The organism is Frondihabitans sp. PAMC 28766 (assembly GCF_001577365.1).
Taxonomy (GTDB): Bacteria; Actinomycetota; Actinomycetes; order Actinomycetales; family Microbacteriaceae; genus Frondihabitans.
The window spans coordinates 1,623,364-1,642,807 of record NZ_CP014513.1 but is presented as its reverse complement, the minus strand read 5'-3'; the positions used below and the strand labels follow the sequence as shown (position 1 = coordinate 1,642,807).

At 70.1% G+C, this 19,444-nt stretch carries 13 protein-coding genes; 7 read left to right on the top strand and 6 right to left on the bottom strand.

The features are described 5' to 3' along the window. Positions 1-41: 41 nt before the first annotated feature. On the bottom strand, positions 42-857 hold the full coding sequence (gene rsmI, locus AX769_RS08030) for a 16S rRNA (cytidine(1402)-2'-O)-methyltransferase (RefSeq protein ID WP_066277978.1): 816 nt from the start codon (positions 855-857) through the stop codon (positions 42-44). 61 nt (positions 858-918) lie between these two features. On the opposite strand from rsmI, the gene AX769_RS08025 reads away from it, so the two are divergent. Further along, a complete protein-coding gene (locus tag AX769_RS08025) occupies positions 919-2,622 on the top strand; it encodes a dolichyl-phosphate-mannose--protein mannosyltransferase (RefSeq protein ID WP_157887516.1) in 1,704 nt (567 codons plus the stop codon). Between the two features lie 184 nt (positions 2,623-2,806). Here AX769_RS08025 and AX769_RS08020 read toward each other — a convergent pair whose 3' ends face one another. The 5 genes from AX769_RS08020 to AX769_RS08000 form a co-directional block, all read right to left on the bottom strand. Continuing rightward, positions 2,807-4,732, bottom strand: a complete 1,926-nt coding sequence (locus AX769_RS08020; protein ID WP_066277974.1) for a thioredoxin domain-containing protein — start codon at positions 4,730-4,732, stop codon at positions 2,807-2,809. A 539-nt stretch (positions 4,733-5,271) separates the two neighbouring features. Further along, positions 5,272-6,849 carry a long-chain fatty acid--CoA ligase gene (locus AX769_RS08015; protein WP_066277972.1) on the bottom strand — a complete coding sequence of 526 codons (1,578 nt, stop codon included), beginning with the start codon at positions 6,847-6,849 and terminating at the stop codon, positions 5,272-5,274. 314 nt (positions 6,850-7,163) lie between these two features. Continuing rightward, the gene (locus AX769_RS08010; RefSeq protein ID WP_157887515.1) at positions 7,164-7,850 is read right to left on the bottom strand and encodes a hypothetical protein; all 687 of its coding nucleotides are present in this window, start codon (positions 7,848-7,850) and stop codon (positions 7,164-7,166) included. Between the two features lie 39 nt (positions 7,851-7,889). Further along, on the bottom strand, positions 7,890-8,396 hold the full coding sequence (locus tag AX769_RS08005; protein ID WP_066277965.1) for a hypothetical protein: 507 nt from the start codon (positions 8,394-8,396) through the stop codon (positions 7,890-7,892). Positions 8,397-8,555: 159 nt separating this feature from the next. Next, on the bottom strand, positions 8,556-9,482 hold the full coding sequence (locus AX769_RS08000; protein ID WP_066277963.1) for an alpha-L-rhamnosidase C-terminal domain-containing protein: 927 nt from the start codon (positions 9,480-9,482) through the stop codon (positions 8,556-8,558). Between the two features lie 168 nt (positions 9,483-9,650). Between AX769_RS08000 and hrpA the strand changes: the two genes are divergently transcribed. The 6 genes from hrpA (at position 9,651) to AX769_RS07970 (ending at position 19,389) form a co-directional block, all read left to right on the top strand. Continuing rightward, positions 9,651-13,439, top strand: a complete 3,789-nt coding sequence (gene hrpA, locus AX769_RS07995) for an ATP-dependent RNA helicase HrpA (RefSeq protein ID WP_066277961.1) — start codon at positions 9,651-9,653, stop codon at positions 13,437-13,439. Positions 13,440-13,485: 46 nt separating this feature from the next. Beyond that, complete coding sequence (locus AX769_RS07990) at positions 13,486-14,496, top strand: LacI family DNA-binding transcriptional regulator (RefSeq protein WP_066277959.1); 1,011 nt, start codon at positions 13,486-13,488, stop codon at positions 14,494-14,496. Between the two features lie 169 nt (positions 14,497-14,665). Next, positions 14,666-16,201 (top strand): alpha-N-arabinofuranosidase, encoded by a 1,536-nt coding sequence (locus AX769_RS07985; RefSeq protein ID WP_066277957.1) that lies wholly within the window; start codon positions 14,666-14,668, stop codon positions 16,199-16,201. 124 nt (positions 16,202-16,325) lie between these two features. After that, entirely contained in the window at positions 16,326-17,363 is a 1,038-nt protein-coding gene (locus AX769_RS07980; protein WP_066277955.1) for a hypothetical protein, read from the top strand. Then, positions 17,360-18,619 (top strand): kynureninase, encoded by a 1,260-nt coding sequence (locus AX769_RS07975; RefSeq protein WP_066277953.1) that lies wholly within the window; start codon positions 17,360-17,362, stop codon positions 18,617-18,619. The genes AX769_RS07980 and AX769_RS07975 overlap by 4 nt, the downstream gene beginning before the upstream one ends. Then, positions 18,616-19,389: a class I SAM-dependent methyltransferase gene (locus tag AX769_RS07970; RefSeq protein ID WP_066277950.1), complete on the top strand. Its 774-nt coding sequence runs from the start codon at positions 18,616-18,618 to the stop codon at positions 19,387-19,389. Before AX769_RS07975 ends, AX769_RS07970 begins: the two co-directional genes overlap by 4 nt. Positions 19,390-19,444 lie beyond the last annotated feature (55 nt).

Below are 19,444 nucleotides of genomic sequence, written 5' to 3'. Positions count from 1 at the left end.
GCCGTCCAGTCTAAAGCGCTCTCGTCAGTGTTACCGGCCCGTCACCGCGCGGCCAGCGCGCCCTGATAGAGGTCTCTCTTCGAGAGCCCGGTCGCCTCGGCCACCTCACCCGCCGCATCCTTGAGCCGGTCGCCGGCGGCCACGGCGGCCAGCACCAGCGCGACACCGCGGTCGAGGTCGACGACGCGGGGCTCGGATCCTGCGATCACGATGCAGATCTCACCCCGCACCCCCTCGAGAGCCCAGTCGGCGAGGGCACGCGCGCTGCCCCGCCTGACCTCTTCGTGCAGTTTGGTCAGCTCGCGGCAGACCACCACGCGGCGGTCGTCGCCGAGCTCGAGAGCCACGTCGGCCAGCGACTCGGCCAGCCGGTGCGGCGACTCGAAGAACACCATGGTGCGACGTTCGTCGGAAAGCGAGCGCAGGATGCCACGCCGGTCGCCCTGCTTTCGTGGCAGAAAGCCCTCGAACGTGAAGCGGTCGGTCGGCAACCCCGACACCGCCAGCGCGGTCAGCACGGCGGAAGGCCCGGGCAGGGCCGTCACCGTCACGCCCGCGGCGGCGGCGGCCTCGACCAGCGGGAACCCGGGGTCGCTGATCGCCGGCATGCCGGCATCGGTCAGCACCAGCACGTCGGCGGCGCGGGCCAGCTCGACCACCTCGGCTGCCTTCTCACGCTCGTTGTGCTCGTGGAGGGCGATGAGCCGCGGCCGGTTCTCGACGCCGAGCGCGCGCATGAGGTGGATCGCCGTGCGGGTGTCTTCGGCTGCGACGACCTCGGCGTTCGTCAGCGCCTCGATGAGGCGCCGCGACGCGTCGCCGAGGTTGCCGATGGGCGTGGCTGCGAGAACGATCACTCGGCCATTGTCCCCGTTCTGGTGGCGGCACCGGGCAAGGTCGTCCGTTTACGATGTCCAGATGACCACCGGGCCCGACGACGACTTCGATTCGATCGTCGGCTCCGGGTCGGGCAGCTACCGCGGCCCTGAGGTCGCCGCCACCGCAGGCACCGTCACGGTCGAGGTCGAACCCCGGCACGCACACCGCAGCCTGCCCGCACAGCTCACGCGGATCGACGCGTGGTGGGGCCGAGTGCTGAGCACCCCGGCGCGGGTGCGGGCGTGGGTGTGGGGCGGCCCGATCCTGGTGACCCTGATCGCCGCGGTGCTGCGGCTCTGGCATCTCGGGCATCCCGACGCGCTGGTGTTCGACGAGACCTACTACGTCAAAGACGCGTGGACGCTGCACAACCTCGGCTACGAGGGCACCTGGCCGAACAACATCGACGCCAAGTTCGCCGCCGGCCATGTCAACCTCTTCACGGCGGCCCCGGAGTTCGTCGCCCACCCGCCCCTCGGCAAGTGGCTGATCAGCCTGGGGATGGCGCTGTTCGGGCCGACGAACCCGGCGGGCTGGCGGTTCAGCGTCGCCGTCGCCGGGATCCTGGCGGTGCTGCTCGTCACGCTCATCGCGCGACACCTCCTGAAGTCGAACCTGCTCGGCGTGCTGGCCGGGTTCTTCCTCGCGATCGACGGCCAGGCGATCACGATGAGCCGGGTGTCGCTGCTCGACAACTTCGTGATGTTCTTCGGGCTGCTGGGCTTCGGGGCGATCCTGCTCGACCGATATCAGAGCAAGCGGAGGCTCGACCGCTGGGTGACCCGGATGGATCACGCGGGCCGCGACCTCACCTGGGGGCCGTCGCTCTGGTGCCGGCCGTGGCTGATCGTCGCCGGCCTGCTGCTCGGCGCCGCCACCGGGGTGAAATGGAACGGCGCGTACTTCCTCGCGATCTTCGCCGTCTACACGGTCGTCGTCGACATGGCCGCGCGGCGCCGCGCCGGGGTCGAGTTCTGGGGCACCGGCACGATCTTCAAGCAGGGCCCCGTCACGTTCTTGTTGATGGTGCCGATCGCCGCCGTCACCTACGTCGCGTGCTGGACGGGCTGGTTCGTCACCAAGGGCGGCTACTACCGCGAATGGATCGCAGCGGGCGGCGTGCCGTGGAAGGGCGGTCTCGCGTGGGTGCCCGACGTCTTCCAGAACTGGTGGCACTACCAGGCCGGCATGTACGCCTTCAACATCGGCCTGTCGACGCCGCACCCCTATCAGGCGAACCCGCTCCTGTGGCTGCTGGTGCAGCGGCCGACGAGCATGTACTACCTCGGGCTCGCCGACGGCAAAGGCGGCTGCACGGCGGCCGAGAGCTGCGGGCAGGCGATCGCCGGGATCCCCAACCCGGCCGTCTGGTACCTCGCGGTGCTGGCCTGCCTGTTCTTGGTCTACCGCCTGGTGCGCTATCGCCAGTGGCAGTACGGCCTGATCCTCACCGGCATCGCGGCGGGCTACCTGCCGTGGATGGCGTACCTGCACCGCACGGTCTTCCAGTTCTACACGATCTCGTTCGAGCCCTACCTCGTCATCGGGCTGGCCGCGGGGCTCGGGCACGTGCTCGGGGGGCGGGGCGACGACGTGTCGCGGCGGCTGGCCGGCATCCGAATAGTCGGCCTGGTCGTGGTCGTCTCGATCCTGCTGACCATCTTCTACTACCCGATGTGGACGGCCATCCAAGAGCCGTTCGCCTACATCAACCTGCACTACTGGATTCCGAGCTGGAAGTAGACAGTAGTTCCTCCCCCTGTCTCGCTCTCCGACTCCAGTCGCGAAATCGCGACCGATTTGCGTCGAACACCTCCCGGCGGCAGTAACGGATGTGACCGGGGCGGCGAATCGGTCGCGTTTTCGCGACATGGGGCCGGGTGCACGCCGACGGTCGACGTCGTCCGGCGACCGCGGCCGCCTGGGCTCAGCCGAGCTGGGCGGCGAGCGCCTCCGGCCGGGTGGCGGGCAGACGGCAGACGAAGTCGTGGCAGAGGTAGGCCGCGGCGGAGGAGGGGCCCGCCACGCGAGACTCGAACAGCTCGAAGCCGGCGGCCGACCACGCGGCCGCCTGCGTCTCTGACACGGCGGTCGAGACGCCGCCGGGGCAGAACCAGCGCTGGGCGATGCGGGCGAGGTCGCCGCGTCCTGCGCCGCCGGCTTCGCCCGCCTCGGCGGTGACCACCACGAGCTGGGTCGCAGGAGCCGACAGGTCGAGCGCCAGCGTCAGCGACGCCCCGAAGGCGAGCGGGTTGTCGCGCGCGAGATCGGCAACCGACGCGACGGCTCGCTCGGCCGCCGCCCGATAGCCGGCACCGGCAGGACCCCCGCCGGAAGCGCCCCCGGCCCCGAGCTGAGCGAGCAGCAGCGCCGCGGTCGCCGCGGCACCGAGCCCGGACGGGTAGGCGCCCTCGGACGGGTCGCTCGCGAGCGCCAACCCCTGCGCCGCGAGCACGGGGTCGCCGCCGCCGGGAGCCGCGAACACACGCGGGTCGTCGGCGGGCAGCAGGCACCCGTCGACCAGACGCCGCGCCTGGACGGCGTAAGACACGTCGCCGGTGGCGAGCGCCAGCCGGATGAGCCCTTCGGCGAGCATCCCGTAGTCCTCGAGGGTCGCGACGGCAGCCGACACCCCGCGCTCGGTGGCCGCGCGCAGCAGGCGCCCGTCGGGCGTGACGTGATGGCTCAGGATGCGACGGGTCGCCACCTCGGCAGCCACCACCCAGTGGCTGCGTGCGTGGCGCACCCCGGCCTCCGCCAGCGCGCCGATCGCGAGCCCGTTCCACCCGGTCAGCACCTTCTCGTCGACTTTCGGCGGGGTCGCGCCCGCCCGGGCCGCCGCGTCGAGGGCGTAGTAGCCGCCCTCGCCGAGGTCGCTCTCGCTGTCCTGCGCCGAGCCGAAGCCGCCGGTTTCGGTGCGGAGTGTGGTGAGGAGGAAGTCGGCGATACCCGCTGCCGTGGCCGCGGCTTCGGCCGCCGTCGGCTCGTCGACGCCAGGGAGGGCCGAGAGGCGCGAGTAGGCGCGCAGCAGCTGCGCGTTGTCGTAGAGCATCCGCTCGTAGTGCGGGTCGTGCCAGTCACGGCGAGTCGAGTAGCGGAAGAAGCCGCCCTCGACGGAATCGCGCAAGGGCGAGCGGGCCATCGAGAGGAGGGTGCGCTTCACCAGCCCGCGGGCCTCGGCAGCGACCTCGCCGGGACCTGCTCCGACATCGAGCAGCAGCAGTTGCACCGCCGCCACGGGGAACTTCGGTGCGCCACCGAAACCGCCGAAGTCGGAGTCCTCGAACCGGGCCAGGTCGCGGACGACGCCGTCGATCTGCTCGCGGGTGACCGCGGATCCTGCGCCCCTGTCGGCTTGCGCCGCCAGAGCCTCGGCGATCTGCGCAGCGTTCTGCTCGACCTCGTCGCGGCGGTTCAGCCAGGCGTCTTCGACCGCGTCGAGCACCTGCGTGAAGGCCGGCACGCCCTGCACGGGCGCCGGCGGGAAGTAGGTGCCGGCGTAGAAGGCGCGGCCGTCGGGCGTCACGAACACGGTCAGCGGCCAGCCGAGGTTGCCGGTGAAGGCGCTGGCGGCGGCCAGATAGCTCGAGTCGACGTCGGGGTGCTCTTCGCGGTCGACCTTGATCGCGACGAAACTGCGGTTGAGCCGCTCGGCGACGACACGGTCCGAGAAGCTCTCGCGCGCCATCACGTGGCACCAGTGGCACGTCGAGTAGCCGATCGACACCATCACGGGCACACCCCGCCGCCGCGCCTCGGCGAACGGCTCGGGGCCCCACGGCTGCCAGTCGACGGGGTTGTCGGCGTGGCTGCGCAGGTACGGGCTGATGGCGTCGGCTAGGCGGTTGGGCACGTCTTCACGCTAGGCCTCCCGCTCTCTGCCCGACTTGAGCCCGGCCTTGATGTTCGCGTCGGCTTCGACCTCGCTCGACTCCGAGGCTCTCGCAAGAGTGAACGCTCGCCTTTCCCGGGGGTTGAAGTGCAGCGAGCGCCTTGATGTGTTCGCGGAAACTTCCTTCATCGATCCCGTCCGAGGAACAGATTGCCTTCGACGGGACGGCTCTGCCGTGTTCGTTCGAGCGTTTGCCCACTCGAAGACGGTGCCGAGATTTCTGCAGGAGTGGAGTCCCACCGTTGGGCAGGCCCGTTGGTTTGTCCGCGGCGCGAATTGGGTGGTGATAGGCCCACGAGACGCCCTCGTGGCGGCCGCGAGACTGGCTGGCGCGACCCCGATCGGCAACGTGGCGCCGACCGGAGTCGCCGTTCAGCCCCGGGGACGCCGAGCGCGACATCTGCAGGAGCGTTGTTACTGATCCCGTGATGGAAGGGCTGCTACGGTCGCCCTCTTCTTTCTCTCAGAAGGCCAAGAGAAGCCATCGAATTCGCGCGACGTCAGGCGTGCGCGGGCGCGAACTTCGTGACGAGCTCGCGCTTCAGCACCTTGCCGCTGGGGCCGAGGGGCAGCGCGTCGACGATGTGGACCACGCGCGGGAACTTGTAGGCCGCGATCTCGTCTTTGACGAAGTCGACGAGCTCGTCGGGAGTCGCCTCTTGGCCGGGGCGCAGCACGACCGCCGCCTCGATCTCCTGCCCGTGCGTCTCGTGCGGCACGCCGAACACGGCGGCCATCGCGACGGCCGGGTGGGCCGCGAGCACCTCTTCGACCTGACGCGGGTACACGTTGTAGCCGTTGCGGATGATCATGTCCTTCGTGCGATCGACGATGGTGAGGTAGCCGTCGTCGCTCTTCGTGCCGAGGTCGCCGGTGCGGAACCAACCGTCGACGATCGCGTGCGCGGTGTCGTCGGGGCGGTTGAGGTAGCCGTTCATGATGTTGTGGCCGCGCACCACCAGCTCGCCGATCGAACCGCGCGGCATGAAGACGATCGAGTCTTCGACCTCCTGGTCGGCGATCTCGACGTCGACGCCCCAGATCGGGGTGCCGATGGTGCCGGGGCGCGGCGTGATGCCGACGTGGTTGAACGTGGCGACCGGGCTCGTCTCGGTGAGGCCGTACCCCTCGTGGATCTCGGCGCCGTAGACCTCGCGGAAGCGGTCCATGACGGCCAGCGGCAGGGCGGCGCCGCCCGAGATCGCGTACTTGAGGTCGGGCCGGGAGTCGCTGCGGGTGGCGGCGTCGAGCAGCGCCATGTACATCGTCGGCACGCCCATGAAGATGTCGCAGCCTTCGTCGGTCATCACCTGCAGGGCGGCGTCGCCCGTGAACTTCGGCACCATCACGACGGTGGCGCCGGCGCGGAAGGCGACGTTCATGGTGCAGGTCTGGCCGAACGTGTGGAAGAGCGGCAGGGCGCCCAGCACCTTGTCGCCGGCCTTCATCTTGAAGGTGCTCAGCAGCAGCACGTTGGCCTGCTCGAGCAGCGAGAAGTGCGAGCCCTCAGCACCCTTCGGCTGGCCGGTCGTGCCGCTGGTGTACAGGATCGTCGCGGTGTCGAACGGGTCGCGGGGCACGTAGGTGTCGATCGGCTCGGCGGCCTCGGCGAGCGCCTCGAGGCGATCGAAGCCGGTGCCGAGATCGGCCGGCGCCAGCACCGTGACGACGTCGACGCCGGCGAGCCCGGCACCCGGGGCGCCCTCGGCCAGAAGCGGGGCCGCGCACACCAGCATCGTCGAGCCGCTGTCGCGCAGCACGTATTCGATCTCGTGCTGCTTGAGCAGGGCGTGGATCGGCACGGCCACGGCGCCGAGCGACAGGATCGCGAAGTACACGCGGGGGAAGTCGGCGACGTTCGGCACCAGCATGGCCACCTTCGACCCCTCGGTCACGCCCTTGGCCCGCAATGCGCCGGCGTAGCCGCGGGTCTCGGCCCAGAGGTCGGCGTAGGTCGTCCGCTCGTGGCCGACGACGACGGCGATCTCGTCGGGGAAGCGCTCGGCCGACTCCTTGAGGATCGATGCCACCGATGCGGTTGCTCGAGTTGCTTTGGTGCTGGTGCCTGATGTGCTCATGCTGGCTCCTGTTTGTCGTCCTTGACGGTGCTCTCGCACACTCGAGGCGCCTGCTGCGGTCGGTAAAGCCGCGCGCAACGCCGTCGTTGCTCGAATCATACGGTCGCCCCGCCCGGCCCGCACCTGCCGTGACCCGTTTTCACCCCTTCCTCATGGCCGCCTCCCCCGTCGAGCCGGCGGTCGCGCTCCCCGTCCCGCCACAGCTCGTCGAGGCGCAGGATCTCACGCCCCGCGACCGCGAGCCCGTCCGGCTCGAGCGCGAAGGGCTGCGCGCCCGGAGCATCGCAGCCCGGCCGAGCGGCGCGGCGCGGCAGCTAAGGGGTGCTGTCGCGGTGGGCCGCAGCGGCGCGGGCGAGGACGCGGCAAGCGGACGTGACGCGCGGGCCGAGCCAGGGCCAGGCGAACCAGAGGCCGATGGCGAGGCGGCCGAGCGCCACGAGGGTGGCCTCCCAGGAGCCGAGGAACGCCACGCTCTGCAAGAGGTCGTTCGAGACGGAGAGCCCGAACCAGACGAAGAGCAGGTAGAAGGCGGCGTCGAACAGGGCGACGACCGCGAGCGCCTGGAGTCCGAGCTGGGCCGCGGGCGTCACGTCCGGTGCGCGCGTCACGAGCACGGCGGCGGCGATCAGCAGCACGAGCGCGGCGAGGTCGAGGCCCTGCCCGGTGACGGCGACAGCCCGCTGAGGAGGCGAGTCGAACTCGCCCGTGTCGACGGCGACGAAAGCTGCCAGTGCAGACAGGAGCGCGGCAACCACGCTGCCCATGACGGCAGCACGAACGGCGCGGCCACGACCGAACGCCCCGCCGCCGCAGAGCACCACAGAGCCCACCGTCGCGAGCGTCAGCGGCAGGAGCGCCGGGTAGCCGATGGGCCCGAGGCCCAGCCCGAGCGCCAGCGAAACCGACGAGACGAGCTGCAGCACGGCGGCGAGAGCGAGCGCGCCTCCGCCGACCAGAGCGGTGGTGTGCGTGATACCGAGCATCGGCGCCGAAACTCTCATGCGGTTAGAATGTCATGTTTCTCACATTCTGGCCAGTGCTCACGAGGCACGAGCCTCGTCCCGCCCCTCCGCCGCCGCGTCGGCCGGGCCGTCGGCGAACGCGAATCCGAGAGTTCGGGCACGCAGCCGGGCCGCGTGCCGCAGGCCGGCCGGCGAGCGCCGGAACCCCGCTGCTCGCCGCCGGCGCCTGTCGTCGAGGCTGCGGGCGCCCCAGGCGGCTTCGATGGCGTCGACGATGTCCTGCGCGTTCTCGTCGTCCCCGACCGAGCGGAGCCAGGCCAGGTGATCGGCCGCCTCCGAGCAGCGATCGCCGAAAGCCTCGAGCCCTTTCGACGCGATCTCGTCGGGGCCGACGCGCTCGACGAAGTCGATGCCGACGAGACCGTCGAGCACTTCGGCAGCCTGCGCGAGTGGGATGTCGAGGCGCGCACTGACGCGCATCGCGATGTCGGCGGCAGACGTGTAGCCGTCGTGGACCAGATCGAGTGTGAAGACGCAGGAGGGATCGGTGAGGACGATGAGGGCTTGGATCGCTGAGGAGTGCATGGGTCGATGATCGCGACGTACCGTCCGTGGCATCCTGAGACCTTCTCGAACTGTGGACAACGCGGCCGCGGGGGCGATTGTGGAGGACTGGCCAAGGGTGCGGGCCACGACGCAGCAGAGCGGCTGCCGAGACGGCAGCCGCTCCCCCGCTCGCCAGAGCTAGCGCGAGAGGCGAGTCGAGACGCTGAACGCCCCCGAACCCACCGGCACGTTCACGTAGCCGCCGGTCAGCGTGGCAGAGGCCTTGCCGTGCTGCGTCGCTGCGTGCCCGTGACTCCACACCGTGCGGCCGTTGACGACCACATCGACGCTCGACCCGAACGTCGACACCGAGATGGTGCCCGAGGTGCCCTTCGGCGCGGTGACCTGCATGGCGAAGCTGCCTGCCTTCGCGTCGTGGCTCCACTTGACGCCGAGCGCCCCGTGAGGCGTCGGCGCCTGCCCCTGCGTGCAGGACAGCGTGCCCGGCTGCGGCTTCACGCTCCACGTCTTGTAGCCGGCCGCGATCGGCTGGATGCCGAGCACGTACTCCGACAGGGCCGACGTCGGCGCGGTCGACCAGCCGTGAGCCATGCTGGTGCTACTCGACCCCTGGGTGCCCGAGGTGCTCTCGTTCTCCCAGAAGGTGCCGGTGTAGAGGTCGCCTGGCGTGATCATCGGGCCCCACTCGTTCTGCAGCAGGGTGACCGCGTTCGCGGTGTCGTCGCTGCCGAATCGCGCGGCGAGCTCGGCGCCGGTCACATACGGGCTCTCGATGTCGGAGTAGGCCGTGCCCGAGTACGGCACCGAGCCCTTCGCGGTCCACAGCGTCGACTTGAGTGCTGCGAGGACGCCAGGCACCTTGCCTGCCGGCGCGACGCCGTACTCGATGGCGTAGGCGTTGGCATCCTGCGCCACGACGTTCGTGACGGTGTTGCTCAGGTTGTACGTGCCGGTCGTCTGGTTGAAGAGCGTCGCAGTGATCTTCGCCTTCAGCTTCGCTGCCTGCGCGGTGTACTGCGCCGCCAAGCCTGCGTGCCCGGTCGCCGTGGCCATCGTCGCCCCGTCGACGAGCGTCTGGTAGTAGAGCGCGTTGTACGCGGTCACCTCGCCGGTCTTGTCGCCGTCGTAGTAGTCCCAGTCGGCTCCGTCCGAGCTGTCGGTGGCGTCGCACGGTGGTGAAACGATTCATGCACGATGTGCAATTTGGAGCTTCGGAGTCCGGCGATCCGAGCGCAAGAGCAGCGCGCCAGGACGGCTTAGACTGGAGGGCTCATGATTCCCGCCATCGCCTTCCCGCCCGAGCTGCCGGTCAGCCAGCGCCGCGACGACATTGCCGCTGCCATCCGCGACAACCAGGTGGTCATCGTCGCCGGCGCGACGGGCTCGGGCAAGACGACGCAGCTGCCGAAGATCTGCCTCGAGCTGGGGCGAGAGATGATCGGCCACACGCAGCCCCGACGTATTGCCGCGCGCAGCGTGGCCGAGCGGATCGCCGACGAGCTCGGCGTCGAGCTGGGCTCTCTCGTCGGCTACCAGGTGCGCTTCACCGACCAGGTCGGGGCCGACACGCGCGTCAAGCTGATGACCGACGGCATCCTGCTCAACGAGATCCACTTCGATCGCGATCTCAAGAAGTACGACACCATCATCATCGACGAGGCGCACGAGCGCAGCCTCACCATCGACTTCCTGATCGGCTACTTCAAGCAGCTGCTGCCGCGCCGCCCCGACCTCAAGCTCATCATCACCAGCGCGACGATCGACCCCGAGTCGTTCTCGAAGCACTTCGACGGGGCGCCGATCATCGAGGTGTCGGGTCGGACGTATCCGGTCGAGATCCGGTATCGGCCATTGGTCGCCGAAGACGACGCGGCGGGTGACGATGAAGACGTCGACGACGACGGCAACGACCGCGGGCGCCGCGAGCGAGCAGACGACAAGGATTACCTCACCGGCATCAACGACGCCCTCGACGAGCTGAGCCGCGAGTCGAACGGCGACGTGCTCGTCTTCTTGAGCGGCGAGAACGAGATCCGCGACGCCGAGGAGTCGATCCGCGGGCGGGGCCTCCCCTTCACCGAGGCGCTCCCCCTCTACGGCCGCCTCAGCGCAGCCGACCAGCACCGGGTCTTCGAGCCGAGCCGCACAGCGGGCACCCGCCGCCGCATCATCCTGGCGACCAACGTCGCCGAGACCAGCCTCACCGTGCCCGGCATCCGCTACGTGATCGACGCCGGCACCGCCCGCATCAGCCGCTACTCCACGAGAGCCAAGGTGCAGCGCCTTCCCATCGAGGCCATCTCGCAGGCCTCCGCGAACCAGCGCTCCGGGCGCTCGGGCCGCACCAGCGACGGAATCGCGATCCGCCTCTACAGCGAGCAGGACTTCGACGCCAGGCCCGAGTTCACCGAACCCGAGATCCTGCGCACGAATCTCGCGGCCGTGATCCTGCAGATGATCTCGCTCGGCCTCGGCGACATCGCCGGCTTCCCCTTCTTGCAGCCGCCCGACTCGCGCGGCATCAAAGACGGTCTCGATCTGCTGCGCGAGCTGACCGCGGTCGACTCGAGGGGCGAGATCACCAGGATCGGCAAGCAGATCACCCGCCTGCCCATCGACCCGCGGCTCGCGCGCATGGTGCTCGAATCGAAGCAGCACGGCACCACCCGCGAGGTCATGGCGATCGTCGCGGCCCTCAGCATCCAGGATCCGCGCGAGCGCCCCCTCGAGAAGCGCCCGCAGGCCGACCAGCAGCACGCGCGGTTCACCGACCCGAGCGGCGACTTCCTCAGCTTCCTGAACCTCTGGAACTACCTGGAGGAGAAGCAGGAGGAGATGGGCTCGAGCGCCTTCCGGCGGCTCTGCAAGGCCGAATACCTGAACTACCTGCGCATCCGCGAGTGGCAGGACGTCTACCGGCAGCTCGTCCGCGCCTCCAAAACGCTCGGCCTCCACGTCGGCCCGCCCGCCGCGAACCCCGACGGCGTCCACAAGTCGCTGCTCGCCGGCCTCCTCAGCCAGATCGGCCTGAAAGACGTGCAGAAGAAGGACTACGTCGGGGCGCGCCAGTCGCGTTTCGTGATCTTCCCCGGGTCGGCCCTCGCCAAAAAGCAGCCGAACGCGATCATGGCGGCCGAGCTCGTCGAGACGTCGCGCCTGTTCGCGAGAGTGGCGGGCGCGATCGATCCTGCCTGGGCCGCCCCGATCGCCGGCGACCTCGTCAAGCGCAGCCACTCCGAGCCGCACTGGGAGAAGAAGCAGGGCGCCGTCGTGGCGTTCGAGCGCGTCACGCTGTACGGGGTGCCGATCATCCCCCGGCAGCGCGTTCAGTTCAACCGGATCGACCCGCCATACGCCCGCGAGCTCTTCATCCGCCACGCCCTCGTCGAGAACGACTGGGAGTCGCATCAGGCCTTCCAGCAGAAGAACGAGCAGCTGATCGACGAGCTGACAGAGCTCGAAGAGCGCACCCGGCGCCGGGACATCCTGGTCGACGGCGACGCGGTGTTCGAGTTCTACCATCGGCGCATCCCGGCCGACGTCAACACGATGCGCAGCTTCGAGGGCTGGTGGAGGAAGGCCCGCCACGAGACCCCCGACCTTTTGACGATGAGGGCCGAAGACCTCCTCGGCGACGACGAGCCCGAGGTCGACGAGAGCGCCTACCCGACCGACTGGCGGCAGGGCGATCAGACGCTGGCCCTCCGTTACCGCTTCGAGCCGGGCTCGCACGACGACGGGGTCACGGTGCTCGTGCCGCTGCCGCTTCTCGCCCGACTCAGCCCGCTCGGCTTCGACTGGCAGGTGCCCGCCTTCCGCGATGAGCTGATCCAGGCGCTCATCAAGTCGCTGCCCAAGCAGATCCGCAAGAACGTCGTGCCCGCCGCCGACTGGGCGGCCAAGATCCGGGCCGAGCTGCCGAGCGAACCCCCGCAGGAGCCCACCGAGCCGTTCACCGCGACGGTCGCCACGGTCATCAAACGGCTCACCTACACGCCGGTGGCCGAGGGCGACTTCGACCTGACCCGCATCCCGGGCCACCTGCGCATCACGTTCGCCGTGGTCGACGAGCGCTCGCGCGTGGTCGGCATCGACAAAGACCTCCCCGCCCTGCAGAAGCAGCTCGCCCAGGACACTCGCCGGAGCGTCGCCCGCGCCACCGAAGTGCCAGCGGCCGCGGGCCCGTCGATCCAGCGCGCTGGGCTCGCGAGGTGGGACTTCGACGACCTCCCCGCCTTCGTCGACACGAGGCACGGCGAGACCACCGTCCGCGCTTACCCGGCCCTCGTCGACGACGGCTCGTCGGTCTCGATCCAGCTGATGGCCACGGCGCAGGATCAAGCGATCGCCACCCCGCGGGGCGTGCGGCGCCTGCTGATGCTCGGCACCCCCTCCCCCGTCGCGTACGTGCAGCAGCACCTCACGGCCCCCGAAAAGCTGATTCTCGCCACGAGCCCCTACCAGAACACCGCGGCGCTCTTCGCCGACTGCCTGACCGCCGTCGTCGACGACGTGCTCTTCCGCGTCAAGGCCGACGGCATGATCCTCACCAGGAAGGAATTCGAGACGGTACGCGACCGGGTGTCGGCTGCCGTCATGGACTCGATGTTCCAGACCGTCTCGCTGGTCGCCCGCACGCTGACAGCGGGGCGCGACGCCGATAAGGCGCTCAAGCAGGCGACGAACATCTCGTTGCTGCCGGCCCTGACCGATGCTCGCGAGCAGCGCGGTCGCCTCGTCTACCCCGGCTTCGTCGCTCAGACGGGCCTGCAGCAGCTGCAGCGCGTGCCGGTCTACCTCGTCGGCATCCAGCGCCGCATCACGAAGCTGCTCGAGAACCCGGCCCGCGACCGAGCGTGGATGGTCGAGGTGCAGCAGGCGACGACGCGCTACGTCGACGCGGGCGGCGCCTTCCCCCCGGCCCCGTCGGATCCTGCGCCCCTCGTGCGAGCCCGCTGGATGCTCGAGGAGTTCCGGCTGTCGCTCTTCGCGCAAGACCTGCGGCCGGCCGAATCTGTGTCCCTGCAGCGCATCCGGAAGGTGCTCGCCGGCGCCTCCTGAGGCCCGGTTCCCGCTGGGAACGCGCTGGGCGCTAGCCTGGGGGGACATGCGCGCAACCGTCAGAGACGTCGCCGCCCGAGCCGGGGTGAGCCCCAAGACCGTCTCGAACGTCATCAACGGCGTCGTCTTCGTGCGCCCCGACACCCGCGAGCGCGTCGAGAAGGCCGTCGCCGATCTGCAGTACGTGCCGAACCTGTCGGCGAGGGGCCTCCGCAACGGCCGCACCGGCGCGATCGCCGTCGCCTTCCCCGATCTGAGCATGGAGTACTCGGCCGAGATGCTCGACGAATTCGTCGAGGTCGCTCACGAGAAGGGCTGGACGATCCAGCTCGAGCAGACCGCCAAGCGACCGGAGCGCGAGCGCGAGCTGCTGTCGAGGGGGCGCGAGCACCTCATCGACGGCCTCGTGCTCAACCCGATCAGCCTCGAGGCCAGCGCCGTCGCCGTCGACTCCGACGACCTGCCGCCCGTCGTTCTGATCGGCGAGGTCGAGGTCGACGTGGTCGACCGGGTGTCGCTCGACAGTGTCGCCGCGGCCCGCGACATGACCACGCACCTCGCCGGCCTCGGTCACACGCGCATCGCCGCGGTCGGGACGAACGGCGCGATCTTCGACTCCGCGACTGCCCGGGTGCGCACCGAGGGATATCGGCAGGGGCTTCAGGCCGCTGGGCTCCCGCTCGATCCTGCCCTCGAGATCGAGGTCGAAGACTGGTCGCCGGGCGACGCGGGCGACGCGATCCTTCGTGCCCTCGATGCCGGTGTCGCCCCCGATGCCATCTTCTGCTTCACCGACACCATGGCGACGGGTGTGCTCTCGGCGCTCTCGGGGCGCAGGATCCGAGTGCCCGACGACGTCTCGGTCGTGGGCTTCGACGACGTGGCGAGCGCCCGATTCGCCTCCCCTCCGCTCACGACAGTGTCGTTCGACAAGCACCGCTTCGCCGAGGTGACCCTGACGATGCTCTCCGATCGCGTCAACGACCGGAGCCTGCCGCCGCGCGCGGTGCGGATCCCGCACGCGATCGTCGAGCGCGAGAGCGTCCGGCGGCGGTAGCCCTCGCGGCTTGCCCGCCACCACGCGGCCCCCTTCCGCTCCCGAAAGCGACAACCGCACACGGGTATCCCCGGGCAGTTGTCGCATTCAGGAGCAGAAGAACTTGACGCCGATTTACAACGATGTAATAGTCGATGGAGCACCCACCCCTACGAAGCAATGGAGCTCCATGTCGACCGCGCACATCACCATCGATCGCGACTTCACCATCGGGCCCGTGCCCCGCCGTCTCTTCGGCTCGTTCGTCGAGCACATGGGCCGCTGCGTGTACACGGGCATCTACGAGCCGGGCCACCCCGAGTCCGACGAGCGCGGATTCCGGCAGGACGTCTTGAAGCTCGTCAAAGAGCTCGGCGCCACCGTGATCCGCTACCCCGGCGGCAACTTCGTCTCGGGTTACAACTGGGAGGACGGCGTCGGCCCCGTGTCAGAACGGCCCAGACGCCTCGACGGCGCCTGGCACACGGTCGAGACCAACGCCTTCGGCCTGCACGAGTTCGCCGAGTGGTCGAAAGAAGCCGGCACCGAGATCATGGAGGCGATCAACCTCGGCACCCGCGGCGTCAACGAGGCCCGCGAGCTCGTCGAGTACGCCAACCATCCGGGCGGCACCGCGCTCAGCGACCGCCGCATCAAGAACGGGGCGAAGGATCCCTTCGACATCAAACTCTGGTGCCTCGGCAACGAGCTCGACGGCCCGTGGCAGATCGGCCACAAGACCGCCGACGAGTACGGCCGTCTGGCGCAGGAGGCCGGCAAGGCGATGCGCTTCGTCGATCCGTCGATCGAACTGGTCGCGGTCGGCTCGTCGAACTCCGGCATGCCCACGTTCGGCTCGTGGGAGCACACCGTGCTCTCGCACGCCTACGACGAGGTCGACTACATGTCGATGCACGCCTACTACCAGGAGCACGACGGCGACGCGCTGAGCTTCCTGGCGTCGAGCGTCGACATGGACTACTTCATCGAGTCCGTCGTGGCCACAGCCGATGCGGTGCGCGCCAAACGCAAGGCCAAGAAGTACATCAACCTCTCGTTCGACGAGTGGAACGTCTGGTACCAGACCGGCCTCGACACCGACGACCAGCCGCACAACGTCTCGAAGGGCTGGGTCGAGCACCCGCGCCTCATCGAAGACAGCTACAGCGTCACCGACGCAGTCGTGGTCGGCACCCTGCTGAACTCGCTGCTGCGCCACGGCGACCGCGTCTCGATCGCCAACCAGGCCCAGCTCGTCAACGTGATCGCGCCCATCCGCTCCGAAGAGAACGGCCCCGCCTGGAAGCAGACGATCTTCTGGCCCTTCGCTCGAATGGCAGCGCTGGCGAAGGGGCAGATCCTGCGCACCGCCGTCGTCTCCGACCGCGTCGAGACGCCTCGCTTCGGCGACGCCGACCTGGTCGACGTCTCGAGCACCTACGACGAAGAGACCGGTCGCGTCGCGCTGTTCCTCGCGAACCGCGGCCTCGACGAGGCAGCCACGGTCGAGGTCGCGCTGCGCGGCTTCACGGCCTCGCGCGTGGTCCGCGCCGAGGTGCTGCACATCCCCGAGGGCGGCGATCGCTTCACCGCCAACACCCTCGAGGCGCAGGATGCCGTCGGTCTCGTCTCGCTCGACGGCGTCACCGTCGACGGGGGCACCGCGTCGCTCTCGCTGCCGTCGCTCTCGTGGGCGGTCGTCGAGCTCGACGTCACGAAAGCCTGACCCGCCTCGCCCGCGTCCGGCCCTCACCCTTACCTTTTCGGCTCGTCCTGACCTCCCGGTCGGGGCGGGTGAGCCGCAAAGGTAAGGGTGAGGCCGACAGAAGCGCGACTGGCAGGATGGGGCGATGCACTTCTCCTCGGACGATGCCTGGTTCGGCGGCTGGCGCGGGCCCAGCATCCTGCGCGCCGAGGCGGGGCGGTTGACCCACGTCGGCCGGTGGGTCGACGACGACACGACGGGGCGGGACATCGCCGGCCACGTCGCCGGCGCGGTCCTCGCCCCGTTCACCGACTCGCACGTGCACCTCGGCCTGGTCGACCCGACGCTGCTGCGAGACGGGGGCATCGGGCGCGTGCTCGACCTGGGCTGGGATCCTGCCGTCTCCTCGTCCTGGCCGGCCCGCGGCGCCGCCTCCGACAGCACATGGCCCGAGATCTCGATCGCGGGTGGCCTCCACAGCGCACCCGGCGGCTACCCCGCCCGCTCGGGCTGGGCCCCGCCGGAGGCCGCGCTGCCGATCGTCGGCGATGACGACGTCGCCCCCGCCGTCAAACGGGCGCAGGATGCCGGTGCGAGCGTCCTCAAGATCACGCTCAACACCGACGCGGGCCCGGTCTGGGACGACGCTCTTCTCGCTCGCGTCGTCGACGAGGCCCACGCGATCGGCCTCCCGGTGGTCGCGCACGCGCAGGGTCTCGGCCAGGTGCGACGTGCCGCTCGTGCTCGCGTCGACGTCCTGGCCCACACGCCCTGGTCGGAGCGGCTCGACGACGACCTGTTGGCCGATCTGAGCGGCACGATGACCTGGATCTCGACACTCGCGATCCACAGCGACAGCGGGGACGGAAGCGGCCGCGGTGCGGCCTTCGAGACCGCCGTCGACAACCTCGCCCGCTTTCACGCCCTCGGCGGCCACGTCCTCTACGGCACGGACCTCGGCAACGGGCCGCTGCCGATCGGTCTGAACGCCGCGGAGCTCGAAGGCCTGTCGATGGCAGGCCTCGACCTCGACGCGATCCTGCACGCCCTGACGCCGGGCAGCAGCGACCCCGGCTTCGACTCCCGCCTCGTGATGCGGCTGCCCTCCCGCCCGGGCCGCATCGCCGACCTCGCCGCCGCACGCGTCCAGTCCACGGCCGAACTCGCCCGGAGCGCCGAATGAACTCGACCCACGATCCTGCTCCACGCAACCCCGACCCGCTCGACGCTGCGCCCCTCGACGCGGCCGACCCGCTCGCGGCGTACGTCGACCGCTTCGTGCCCGCGCCGGGTGTCGCGGCCTACCTCGACGGCAACTCCCTGGGCCGGCCGCTGCGTGCGACTGCCGACCGCTTCGCCGACTTCGTCGCCGGCGACTGGGGCACCGGCCTGATCCGCTCGTGGGACGACCGGTGGATGGATTTCCCGACCGAGACGGGCGACAGGATCGCGACGGTCGTGCTGGGATCGGCCCCCGGCCAGACGGTCGTCGGCGACTCGACGACCGTCCTGCTGTACAAGGCGATCCGGGCCACGCTCGAACTCGGTCAGCGGCAGGGGCGGCACGAGATCCTGCTCGACGACGACCAGTTCCCGACAGACCGCTTCGTGATCGAGGGCATCGCCCGAGAGCGCGGCGCGACGGTGCGGTGGATCCGGGTCGACCCGGCCCTCGGCGTGACGCCGTCGCTCGTGCGAGATGCCGTGAGCCGCGACACAGCGGTAGTGGTGGTCAACCACGTCTCGTACCGCTCCGGCTTCATCGCCGACCTCGCGTCGATCACGCGGATCGCCCACGAGGCCGGCGCCCTCGCGGTCTGGGACCTCTGCCACTCGGTCGGCGTCGTCCCTTTCTCGCTCGACGACGCCGACGTCGACCTGGCGGTGGGCTGCACCTACAAGTTCTTGAACGGCGGCCCGGGTGCGCCGGCATTCCTGTACGCGCGCGCCGACCTGCATCCCGCGCTCGAACAGCCGATCCAGGGTTGGATGGGCGCCGCCGACGTCTTCGAGATGGCTTCCACGTTCGAGCCGGCGTCGGGCATCCGCCGGTTCCTGAGCGGCACCCCGCCCATCGTCGGCATGCTCGCAATGAACGACATGCTCGACCTCCTCGACGAGGTGGGTCTCGAATCCGTCCGCGCGAAGTCGCTTGCCCTCACCGACTACGCCTTCGCTCTCTCCGACGCGCTCCTGGCCCCGCTCGGCGTCGTCGCGGCCACCCCTCGAGAGCACAGGATCCGAGCGAGTCACGTCACACTCCGACACGAGGCGTTCCGCGCGACCCTGCCGGCCCTCTGGGCGGGCGGAGTCGTGCCGGACTTCCGCAACCCGGACGCCCTCCGTCTCGGCCTCTCGCCCCTCAGCACCACGTTCGCCGAGGTCCGCACCGGCGTCGAAGCCATCGTCGAGGCTCTGCGTGGCAGGCTGGAGCCATGAGCACGAACGACGCCTTCGAACCCGATCAGCGCTTCGCCCGGCAGGCCACCTCCTTCGGGCCGGCCGCCGGCCTCTACGAGAAGGGGCGCCCGTCGTACCCGGCCGAAGCCGTCGAGTGGCTGCTGCCCGCGGGCGCGACGCGCGTGGTCGACGTGGGCGCCGGCACCGGCAAGTTCACCCGGCTGCTTGTCTCGCGCGGGCTCCACGTCACCGCGATCGAGCCGAGCGAGGGCATGCGCGACGAGCTCATCCGCTCCGTGCCCGAAGCGCAGGTGCTGCCCGGCTCGGCCGAGCGCCTGCCGATCGACGGCGAGAGCGTCGACGCCGTGATCGCCGCGCAGGCCTGGCACTGGGTGGACCCCGTGCGCGCTGTGCCCGAGGTCGCTCGCGTCCTGAAGCCCGGCGGCACCCTCGGCCTGATCTGGAACATCCGCGACCGGGGCGAGGGCTGGATCGACGCTCTCGAAGACCTCCTGCCCGACGCCCATTCGGAGAGCGGCATGGCGTCGCAGAACCCGCCGGTCGGGGCCCCCTTCGGCCCGATCGAGCGCCGCGATTTCTCCTGGGCGAACCCCGTCTCGCCGGAGGACGTCGTCACCATGGTCGCGTCGCGCAGCTACGTGATCACGCTGGAGGCCTCCGCCCGCGAGAAGCTGCTCGGCGAGGTGCGCGACCTGATCCACGACCACCCGTCGACGGTGGGCCGCACCGTCGTCGAGGTGCCCTACGTCGCCCGGTGCTCGCGTGCGATCCTGCTGCCCGCCGGCTAGACCCTCGGTGGCGGCGCAGCCCCTCGCCTCCGGCACGCGCGCAATGCCTAGGCAT

Coding starts and splice junctions, on each gene's coding strand:
- AX769_RS08025 (WP_157887516.1), top strand. CDS start 919: ATGACCACCGGGCCCGACGACGACTTCGATTCGATCGTCGGCTCCGGG.
- AX769_RS08015 (WP_066277972.1), bottom strand. CDS start 6,849: ATGAGCACATCAGGCACCAGCACCAAAGCAACTCGAGCAACCGCATCG.
- AX769_RS08010 (WP_157887515.1), bottom strand. CDS start 7,850: ATGAGAGTTTCGGCGCCGATGCTCGGTATCACGCACACCACCGCTCTG.
- AX769_RS08005 (WP_066277965.1), bottom strand. CDS start 8,396: ATGCACTCCTCAGCGATCCAAGCCCTCATCGTCCTCACCGATCCCTCC.
- hrpA (WP_066277961.1), top strand. CDS start 9,651: ATGATTCCCGCCATCGCCTTCCCGCCCGAGCTGCCGGTCAGCCAGCGC.
- AX769_RS07990 (WP_066277959.1), top strand. CDS start 13,486: ATGCGCGCAACCGTCAGAGACGTCGCCGCCCGAGCCGGGGTGAGCCCC.
- AX769_RS07985 (WP_066277957.1), top strand. CDS start 14,666: ATGTCGACCGCGCACATCACCATCGATCGCGACTTCACCATCGGGCCC.
- AX769_RS07980 (WP_066277955.1), top strand. CDS start 16,326: ATGCACTTCTCCTCGGACGATGCCTGGTTCGGCGGCTGGCGCGGGCCC.
- AX769_RS07975 (WP_066277953.1), top strand. CDS start 17,360: ATGAACTCGACCCACGATCCTGCTCCACGCAACCCCGACCCGCTCGAC.
- AX769_RS07970 (WP_066277950.1), top strand. CDS start 18,616: ATGAGCACGAACGACGCCTTCGAACCCGATCAGCGCTTCGCCCGGCAG.